General features: G+C 72.6%; 8 protein-coding genes. 5 read left to right on the top strand and 3 right to left on the bottom strand.

Going from position 1 to position 9,302, the window contains the following annotated elements; translation table 11 throughout:
• Positions 1-1,471 (top strand): SulP family inorganic anion transporter (locus KBX39_RS13900; protein ID WP_210870925.1); only part of this gene is annotated, 1,471 nt, incomplete at its 5' end.
• Here the strand turns inward: KBX39_RS13900 and KBX39_RS13895 are convergent.
• Positions 1,468-2,151 (bottom strand): DUF4386 domain-containing protein, encoded by a 684-nt coding sequence (locus KBX39_RS13895; RefSeq protein WP_210870922.1) that lies wholly within the window; start codon positions 2,149-2,151, stop codon positions 1,468-1,470. The two genes, KBX39_RS13900 and KBX39_RS13895, sit on opposite strands and share 4 nt — an antisense overlap.
• An 85-nt stretch (positions 2,152-2,236) precedes the next feature.
• Between KBX39_RS13895 and KBX39_RS13890 the strand changes: the two genes are divergently transcribed.
• The 3 genes from KBX39_RS13890 (at position 2,237) to KBX39_RS13880 (ending at position 4,826) form a co-directional block, all read left to right on the top strand.
• Positions 2,237-2,941, top strand: a complete 705-nt coding sequence (locus KBX39_RS13890; RefSeq protein WP_083296933.1) for a TetR/AcrR family transcriptional regulator C-terminal domain-containing protein — start codon at positions 2,237-2,239, stop codon at positions 2,939-2,941.
• 219 nt (positions 2,942-3,160) lie between these two features.
• Positions 3,161-4,555, top strand: coding sequence for a stress response protein (locus KBX39_RS13885; protein ID WP_069087631.1), 1,395 nt, complete (start codon positions 3,161-3,163; stop codon positions 4,553-4,555).
• A 97-nt stretch (positions 4,556-4,652) separates the two neighbouring features.
• Positions 4,653-4,826 carry a hypothetical protein gene (locus KBX39_RS13880; protein WP_166455563.1) on the top strand — a complete coding sequence of 58 codons (174 nt, stop codon included), beginning with the start codon at positions 4,653-4,655 and terminating at the stop codon, positions 4,824-4,826.
• A 77-nt stretch (positions 4,827-4,903) separates the two neighbouring features.
• Here KBX39_RS13880 and KBX39_RS13875 read toward each other — a convergent pair whose 3' ends face one another.
• Entirely contained in the window at positions 4,904-5,614 is a 711-nt protein-coding gene (locus KBX39_RS13875) for a hypothetical protein (RefSeq protein WP_210870919.1), read from the bottom strand.
• Between the two features lie 94 nt (positions 5,615-5,708).
• A complete protein-coding gene (gene ilvD / locus KBX39_RS13870) occupies positions 5,709-7,556 on the bottom strand; it encodes a dihydroxy-acid dehydratase (protein WP_082931014.1) in 1,848 nt (615 codons plus the stop codon).
• A 110-nt stretch (positions 7,557-7,666) separates the two neighbouring features.
• Between ilvD and KBX39_RS13865 the strand changes: the two genes are divergently transcribed.
• On the top strand, positions 7,667-9,302 hold a 1,636-nt coding region (locus KBX39_RS13865; protein WP_210870916.1), incomplete at its 3' end, for a bifunctional diguanylate cyclase/phosphodiesterase.

Raw genomic sequence — 9,302 nt, 5'->3', positions numbered from 1 at the left:
CCCCGCGGCGGCCGCCGCGGTCAACGGCGGCTCCAACCTCCAGGTCTCCGGCCCCACCGGAGCGATGACTGTCGTGCTGGTGCCGGTGGTGCAGCAGTTCGGCGCCGGTGGCGTGCTGATGGTCGGCGCGCTGGCCGGGCTGATCCTGATCGCGCTCGCCCTGGCCCGCCTCGGCCGGTACGTCCGCTACCTGCCGTCCCCGGTGATCGAGGGGTTCACCGCCGGCATCGCCGTGGTCATCGCGCTGCAACAGGTGCCGGCCGCGCTCGGCGTCACCGGCGCGCACGGCGAAAAGGTGTGGGCGGTGGCCTCCGACGCGGTCGCCCGGTTCGCCGCGCATCCCCGGCCCGCCGCGATCGCTGTCGCGCTCGGCGTGGCGGCGCTGATGCTGCTCGGCGGCCGGTGGCGGCCCGCCGTGCCGTTCTCCCTGGTCGGGGTGGCCGCCGCGACGCTCCTCGCCGAGCTGGTCCCGATCGACCTGGCCCGGATCGGCGAGCTGCCGCAGGGGCTGCCCGCGCCGTCGCTGGACTTCGTCGACCTCGGCGCGCTGGGCGTACTGCTGCCCAGCGCGCTCGCCGTGGCCGCGCTCGCCGCGCTGGAGAGCCTGCTCTCCGCCACCGTGGCCGACGGCATGACAGTCGGCGAGCGGCACGACCCGGACCGCGAACTGTTCGGCCAGGGCCTGGCCAACCTCGCCTCCCCGGTCTTCGGCGGCATCCCGGCGACCGCCGCCATCGCCCGTACCGCGGTGAACGTCCGCGCCGGGGCGTCCTCGAAGCTCGCCGCGCTCACCCACGCGGTGGCCCTCGCCGCGATCGTGCTCGCGGCCGCCCCGCTCGTCGGGCGCATCCCGCTGGCCGCCCTGGCCGGGGTGCTGCTCGCCACCACGGTACGGATGGTGGAGGCGGCCTCCCTGCTGGCGCTGATGCGGGCCACCCGCGCCGACGCGGTGGTGCTGGTGCTGACGTTCGCCGTCACCGTCATCTGGGACCTGGTGACAGCTGTGGTCGTCGGGCTCGCTGTCGCGGTCGTGCTGGCGCTGCGCGCGGTGGCCCGCAGCGCCAAGCTGGAACAGGTGCCGCTGGACACCGGCGAGCACAGCGCCGAGGAGCACGCGCTGCTCGCCGAGCACATCGTCGCGTACCGGCTGGACGGGCCGCTCTTCTTCGCCGCCGCGCACACGTTCCTGCTGGAGTTGGCCGAGGTGGCCGACGTGCGGGTGGTGATTCTGCGGATGTCCCGCGTCTCCACCATCGACGCCACCGGCGCGCAGGTGCTCGGCGACGCCATCGCCCGGCTGCGCGCCCGGGGGATCACGGTGCTGCTCTCCGGCATCACCCCGGGCCACGACCAGGTGCTCAGCACGCTCGGCGTCGCCGAGGAGCTGCGCCGCGAGGGCCTGGTGTTCGCGGACACCCCGGCCGCCATCCGGTACGCCCGGGGTGTCGCCCTGGCCGCGAGCCCCGCCTAGGCCGCGGTCGCCCTGGCATCCGTCTCCGCGCGCTTTCGCACGCCGAAGATGATCAGGTAGCCGAGGATCCACACCTCGCCCACCGTGGCGGGCACCACCAGCAGATCGCCGACGATGCCGGCGCCGGGGGCGAGGTACGCGACGAACGTCATGAGCACGTAGCCGACGCCACCGGCGACGAGGAGCCGGCCCAGCGGTCGGGGCAGCCAGCCCGACCGGAGCACGCACCAGCCCATCGGCACCAGCCAGAGCCCGAAGAAGAGGCCGCCCACCTCCCACAGGTTCCCGCTGACCAGGTAGAGCAGTTGGACCGTGTCGGCGTCGCCCGGCCCGCCGGTCGCCACCCCCAGGGCCGTCGCGAGCACTGCGGCGCTGCCCAGGATCGCGACCGCGTTGACGAGCCCGAAGGCGGCGATGCTGCCCGAGGCGGTGCTGTCGACAGTCCCGAACAGGCGGTGGAACCAGACGGCGGTGAGCGCCTGGGTGAGGACGACGAGCAGTTCGAGGGCGACGCCGACGCGGGCCAGCGACTCGTGGGCCACCAGGTTGGCGAACGTCGCGCCCGCGTCGTCCGGGTTGAAGATCATCGGCCGGACGGTGAGGAACCCCAGCGCGCCGGTGACGGCGAGCCCGAGGTAGAACAGCCCGGTCACCCGGGCGGTACGGATCAGCTGGTGCATGGCGGCTCCTTCGGGGGTGAGCGACGCGGTGGCGGGGCTTGCCTTACGCCGTAAGGCCAACCATACGTTGTAAGGTAAAGGGGAGATGGGGAGCCGGATGGGAGCGCGGAAACCTCGGGAGCCGCTGAGCCGCGAGCGGGCCCTGGCCAGCGCGATCGCCCTTGTCGACGCCGAAGGGATGGAGGCGCTGACGATGCGCCGGCTCGCCGCCGAACTCGGCGTCGAGGCCATGTCGCTCTACCACCACCTACCCGGCAAGGCCGGACTGCTCGACGGCCTCGTGGACGCGGTCGCCACGGAGATCACCTCGGCCGCCGAGCGTGCCGAAGCGGACGCGCCCGGCGGCGACTGGCGTACCCGGCTGCGGCTGCGCTTCCTCGCCGCGCGCGCGGTCATGCTGCGGCACCCGTGGGCCCCCGCGCTGCTCAGCTCGCGCCCGACCGTCCCCGCCGGGGTGTACGCCTACTACGACGGCATCCTCGCCACGCTCGTCGACGGCGGCTTCTCGTACCGGATCGCCCACCGGGCGCTGCACGCGTTCGGCAGCATGGCGCTCGGCTTCGCCCAGGAGGTGTTCCGCCCGGACGCGGGCGGGGCGGCCGACGCCGCAGCCGCGGAAGCGGAGATGGTGGCGCTGGCCGAACGGCTGCCGCACCTGGCCGCGATGGTGGCCGCCGAGACGCACGACGCGGCCGATCCGACGCTGGGGTGGTGCGACTCCCAGACCGAGTTCGAGTTCACCCTCGACCTGCTCTTCGACGGCCTCGAACGACACCTGCCGAGCCATTGACCCGGCCTACGCTATTCGCAGTCAGGTATCGGACTGAGAAGCCGACGAAAGCCGAACTGATGAGACAGCGTATCCGTCCGGCATTCGCTTTCGGCCGGGACGGATCGCTCGACATCCGACCGGTCAACTCTTTCCGTTCGTACGCGCCAATTGTCGCGCTGCTTTCCAGCTGGCCTCGCGAGTAACTTCTCGTACCACCGCCTTCACGAGGAGTCACTTATGTCTGAGGAAACCTGGCTCGCGGCGCGTCTGATTCCCACCTCGGGTATCAATGGCGCCGAGGAGCAGGAACGCCGGGCGACCTCCGCCCTGCTGGCGGTGATGAGCTCGGTACGGGAGTTCGGGCGTGTCCTGACCCAGTCCGTCGGCGCGCCGGCCGGAGTCGTGCAGACCTTCATCGAGGTTCCGTTCAAACTCGGAAACCAGCAACTCTTTCCGGACGGCCTCATCCGCGTCACCAGGGGGCAGCGCCAGTGGACCGCGCTCGTGGAGGTGAAGACCGGCAGTAACCCGCTGCGATCCGAGCAGTTGGAGGCCTACCTGGACATTGCGCGGGAGCAGGGATTCGACGCCCTCATCACGATCTCGAACGAGATCGCTCCCGTCCCGGGCCAGCATCCGACGACCGTCGATCGCCGGAAACTGCGCAGGGTCGCCCTGTATCACCTGCCGTGGACGGAGATCCTGACCCAGGCCGTGATCCAGAAGGAGTACCGTGGCGTCGCAGACCCGGATCAGGCGTGGGTTCTGGGCGAACTGATCCGATACCTCGAACACCCGCGTTCGGGCGCTCTCGAGTTCAGCGACATGGGGCCGGCCTGGGTGCAGGTCCGGGACGGGGTGTCGGCCGGGACATTGCGGGCCGGCGACGACGCGGCAGCGCAGGTCGCCGGGCGCTTCGACGCCTTGATTCGTTACGCATGCCTCCGACTCGGCCGGCAGTTGGGCACCGACGTGACCCCCGCGCTGAGCCGCCGCGACCTCGCCGATCCGGCCGCACGCACCCAATCGCTCGCCAACCAGCTCGCCAGCGCCGGCACCCTGAGCGGCAGCATCCGGATCCCGGGCGCGGTCGGGCATCTTCACGTGACGGCCGATCTGCGGGCTGGGCAGATCGTCTGCCACGTCGATGTCGACGCTCCGCGGTCAGGCCGTCCGACCACCCGGGTGAACTGGCTGGTCCGTCAACTGAAGGACGCACCGGACACGGTGCGGATCGAGGCGTTCGCCATGCACGCCCGGGGCGGTGGCGCCACCGATCTTCTCCGTCAGGTACGTGCCGAGCCGACGACACTCATCAACGATCCCTCGCGTGAACTTCGGGCTTTCCGGATCGCCCAGAGCGCAACTGCGGGAACCAAGCGTGGCAGTGGTCGGGGTGCCTTCATCGACTCTGTGCTGCACGCCATCGACGACTTCTACGAGCAGATCATCCAGAACCTCAAGCCGTGGATGCCCGCGGCACCCCGGTTGCGTACGTCGGAGGATGTGATCCCCGTTCAGCCGGTCGCTTCCAGCCTCGTCTCCACCGCCATCTCGTCCCAGGACAGCCCCGAGTTCGACACCCAGGGAACGCACGGGGGCTCCGGTTCCTCGGATCGCACCGACGAGTGATCCCACCTCTGCATGGAGCACCGTGCGACGCCCCGCCGATGCGGACGTCCCACCAGACCGGCGGGTTCGGACAGCGTCGGACGGGTACCAGCACGGCATGACTGATCCGGTTGAGCTGTCCGAACTGCACGCCGGAGGCGCCGATCCCGACGACGTCATCCCGGACGAGCCGCACGCGGACCTGGACGGCACCGACGAGAACTCACCGGCGGAGTTCGGCCTGCCGATAGACGGCACCGCCCCGGCCGAGGAGGACCCCACCCAGCGGTGAGTGAAACGTCATGGGTGTCAAACGGGTCCCGAGACACCCATGACGTTCCACCCGATGGCCGCGGAGGCCGCGGGGCGCTAGTTGGGCAGTGCGGCGAGGCCGGCCAGCAGTTCCCAGCGCTCGGCCTCGGTGAGCGCCGCGTACGCCGGCTCGTCGCGGCGGTCGGTGTCCGCCTCGATCGCCGCGCGTTCCGGGCCGTCCGGCAGCGCGCGGATCTCGTCGGCGGTCAGCCCGGCGGCCCGCCACGCGGCCCGGTGCGCGTCCGCGCGGTGGTGCCGCAGCGAGCCCAGCCGGGTGACGAGCAGCAGCGCCGGGGAGGCCCCTTCCGGCTCGTACGGCGGGGACATCGCCCGGAACACCGGCCCGGCGGTGGCCTGCGCGTGCGTCAGCACCCGGCCGACCAGGTCGGCGAGCCGGGGCACGACGCCCAGGCCGGGCAGCACGCCGGGCAGCATGGCCCACAGTTCCTCGGCGGCCTCGCCGGTGGCCCGCTGGGCGAACAGCGTCAGTTCCCGGCCCAGGTCGGTGAGGTGCCACGCGCCCTCGTCGTCCCGGACGACGACGCCCTGCGCCAGTTCCTCGTCCATGCTTCCGGGGGTGTAGATCAGGCCGTCGGCCAGCGCCTCGGCGGGCATCGGCCGGGCCAGCACACCGGAGAAGAAGCTGTTCTCCGCGCCGAGTGTGCAGCCCCGCTCGGCGTAGAACGCCTCCATCCGGGCGCGCGCTGCCCACCGGGCACCAACGTACACCCGGTCGATCGCCGGCCGGACCAGTCGCGCGTAACTCACCGTCGTCTCCACGCCGCCGGACCCTACCGGCGCGCGGGTGTTAAGAAGGGCCCCCTCCTCTACCGGAGGCGTTAAGAAGGGGCCCTTCCTTACATCACTCCGGGACGCGGCGGTAGGCGCCGTCGCTGGCCGAGGTCGCCATCGAGGCGTACGCGCGCAGCGCCGCCGACACCGGACGCTGCCGGTCGACCGGGGTGTACGGGCGGTCCCGCTTCTCCTCGGCCACCCGGCGCGCCTCCAGCTCGTCGGCGGGCACGTTCAGCTCGATCGACCGGCCCGGGATGTCGATGACGATCTCGTCGCCGTCGCGGACCAGCGCGATCAGCCCACCGGAGGCGGCCTCCGGGGAGACGTGCCCGATGGACAGGCCGGAGGTGCCGCCGGAGAACCGGCCGTCGGTGAGCAGCGCGCAGGAGCGGCCCAGCCCGCGGCCCTTGAGGAACGAGGTCGGGTAGAGCATCTCCTGCATGCCGGGGCCGCCCTTCGGGCCCTCGTACCGGATCACCACGACGTCCCCGGCGACGATCTCCTTGGCGAGGATCGCGGTCACCGCGTCGTCCTGCGACTCGTAGACCTTGGCCGGGCCGCGGAACGTCAGGCACTCCTCGGGCACGCCGGCGGTCTTCACCACGCAGCCGGCCGGCGCGAGGTTGCCGTGCAGGATGGCCAGGCCGCCGTCCGCGCTGTAGGCGTGCTCCCGGTCCCGGATGCAGCCTCCGGCCGCGTCGGTGTCCAGCGACGACCAGCGGTTGGTGGTGGAGAACGGCTCGGTGGTGCGCACGCCGCCCGGGGCGGCGTGGAACAGTTCGATCGCCTCTCGCGTGGCCGAGCCGCCGCGCACGTCCCAGTCGGCCAGCCACTTGTCGAGGCCGGGGGAGTGCACCGCGCGCACGTCTCGGTGCAGCAGCCCGGCGCGGTCCAGCTCACCGAGGATGGCCGGGATGCCGCCGGCCCGGTGCACGTCCTCCATGTGGTAGTTCGGCGAGTTCGGGGCGACCTTGGCCAGGCACGGCACCCGGCGGGAGATCGCGTCGATGTCGGCGACGCCGAAGTCCAGCTCCGCCTCGCGGGCGGCGGCGAGCAGGTGCAGCACCGTGTTCGTGGAGCCGCCCATGGCCACGTCGAGGGCGATCGCGTTCTCGAACGCCTCCCGGCCGGCGATCGAGCGCGGCAGCACCGAGGCGTCGTCGTTCTCGTACCACTGCTTGGCGATCTCCACGATCGTGCGCCCGGCCTCGACGAACAGCGACCGGCGCGCGGCGTGGGTGGCGAGCGTCGAGCCGTTGCCTGGTAGCGCGAGGCCGATCGCCTCGGTGAGGCAGTTCATCGAGTTGGCGGTGAACATGCCGGAGCAGGACCCGCAGGTCGGGCAGGCGGAGCGCTCGATCTCGCCGAGCTGGTCGTCGGTGACCGCCTCGTTCGAGGAGGCGATCATGGCGTCGATCAGGTCGATCTTGGAGTGCACGACGCCCTCGATCGCCACCGTCTTGCCGGCCTCCATCGGGCCGCCGGAGACGAAGACGGTGGGGATGTTGAGCCGCAGCGCGGCGAGCAGCATGCCCGGGGTGATCTTGTCGCAGTTGGAGATGCAGACCAGGGCGTCCGCGCAGTGCGCGTTGACCATGTACTCGACCGCGTCGGCGATCAGCTCCCGGCTGGGCAGGGAGTAGAGCATGCCGCCGTGGCCCATGGCGATGCCGTCGTCCACGGCGATGGTGTTGAACTCCCGCCCCACGCCGCCGGCCTCGGCCACCGCGTCGGCGACCAGGCCGCCGAGGTCCTTGAGGTGGACGTGACCGGGTACGAACTGGGTGAAACTGTTGGCGATGGCGACGATCGGCTTGCCGAAGTCGTCGTCGGTCATCCCGGTGGCCCGCCACAGGGCCCGGGCGCCGGCCATCGTCCGACCGTGGGTGGAGGTCCTCGACCGCAGCTCAGGCATGACAACCAGTCTGACACCATCCCGGCGGCGCGCCCCCGCCGCGCACCCTGTGTCCCAACAGTTGCACACCCGGTGCCCCACGGGGGGCGCTCATCCGGCACAGTTGACGCGTGCAGTCGTCCCCGGGGATGGTCACCGTCGCGGCGCTGAGCGGGATCGCCGCGGCCGCCGCCACGGTGCTGCTCGCCGCGTCCGCGCGGCGTCGCACCGGCCCTCGGCGGCAGGCCCACCTGCTGCTGGCCGTCGCCGCCGGGGCGGCCCTGCTCAGCCTGCTGGTCGGTCTCGGCGGTCTGCTCGCGGCCGGGGACCACTGGGCGCACCGGCAGGGCCAGCGGACCGGCTGGGCGGCAGTGGTCGCGGTGGGCACCACGCTCGCCGGGCTCGGCCTCGGCGCCGCCGTGCTCCGGCTGCCCGGCGCCGCCGCGACCCGCGCCGCCACCGCCCGGCTGCTGCTGGACGGCCTGATCATGGGCAGCGCGCTCTGGTTCGTCGGCTGGGTGGCGTTCAGCGAGCCGACCCGGCTGCTCGGTGAGGCCACCCCGGTTGCCTGCCTGCCGATCGTGCTGGCCTCGATCATCGCGGCGCTGACCACCGGGCTGACCGTGATCCTGGTGCTGCGGGTCGCGCCGCCACGCGGGTGGCTGACCCTGCTCGGCGTCGGCGCGATAGCGGTCACCGCGGGCGGGCTGGGCGTCTCGGCCGGGCTCTGCCAGGCCGGTCCCGGCCTGGCGCTGACCGGCGCCACGCTGACCGCCGCCGGCCTGCTCGCCACCGCCGTGGCCGGACGCCGGGCCGACCTGACGCAGCTCGACGTCGATCTCATCCGCCGCGACGGCGAGTACGCCTTCGTGCCGATGTTCGCCATCGCCGCCTCCGCGATGTACCACCTGGTGCAGGGTGGCGGGTTCGACGGGTACGCCATCGTGGCCGGCACGGTCGAGGGCTTCGCCCTGGTCACCCGGCAGTACCTGGCGCTCAACGACGTACGCGGCTACGCGGGCCGGCTGGCCGAGCGGGAGGCGCACTTCCGTGAGCTGGCGCACACCGACCCGCTCACCGGGCTGGCGAACCGGCGCGGGCTGCTGCGGGCCCTGCACCGCTGCGCCGAGTCGGGCGTGCCCTGCGTCCTGCTCGGGCTCGACCTGGACGGGTTCAAGAACGTCAACGACATGCGGGGCCACGACGTCGGCGACGCGGTGCTGATCGAGGTGGGGCGGCGGCTGCGGGGCAACCTGCGGCCGGGTGACCTGGCGGCCCGGCTCGGCGGCGACGAGTTCGCGGTGCTGATGCACGGGTCGGCCGATCCCGGCCCGGTGGCCGACCGGCTGCTCGGGGTGCTCGGCCGCCCGTACGAGCAGGGGGACGGTCCGGTCTTCCTGTCGGTGAGCATCGGCGTGGCGGCCGGGCACGGCGACGCGGACGTGGAGCTGCTGCTGCGCAACGCCGACCTGGCGCTGCGCTACGCCAAGCAGCGGGGCAAGAACCGGATCGAGCGCTACGACGCCACGTACGACCAGTTGCTGAGCCGGCGTACCCGGCTGGAGCACGAGCTGCGCGGCGCGATCGAGCGCGACGAGCTGCGGCTGGTCTTCCAGCCGGTGGCCTCGCTGCCGTCGGTGCGCCCGGTCGGCGCCGAGGCGCTGCTGCGCTGGCGGCACCCGGAGCTGGGCAACGTCCGGCCGGACGAGTTCTTCCCGCTCGCCGAGGAGTGCGGGATGATCGCCAAGCTCGGCGAGTGGGTGCTGC

Origin of the sequence: Micromonospora sp. D75, from assembly GCF_018070405.1 — a bacterium.
GTDB classification, from domain to species: Bacteria; Actinomycetota; Actinomycetes; order Mycobacteriales; family Micromonosporaceae; genus Micromonospora; species Micromonospora chalcea.
Note: the sequence above shows the minus strand (reverse complement) of the source record. Positions and strands in the feature narration are given on the sequence as shown.

Bases quoted from the DNA above. Each gene is read 5' to 3' on its own strand.
- KBX39_RS13890 (WP_083296933.1), top strand. From the start codon at position 2,237: ATGGGGAGCCGGATGGGAGCGCGGAAACCTCGGGAGCCGCTGAGCCGC.
- ilvD (WP_082931014.1), bottom strand. From the start codon at position 7,556: ATGCCTGAGCTGCGGTCGAGGACCTCCACCCACGGTCGGACGATGGCC.
- KBX39_RS13885 (WP_069087631.1), top strand. From the start codon at position 3,161: ATGTCTGAGGAAACCTGGCTCGCGGCGCGTCTGATTCCCACCTCGGGT.
- KBX39_RS13880 (WP_166455563.1), top strand. From the start codon at position 4,653: ATGACTGATCCGGTTGAGCTGTCCGAACTGCACGCCGGAGGCGCCGAT.
- KBX39_RS13895 (WP_210870922.1), bottom strand. From the start codon at position 2,151: ATGCACCAGCTGATCCGTACCGCCCGGGTGACCGGGCTGTTCTACCTC.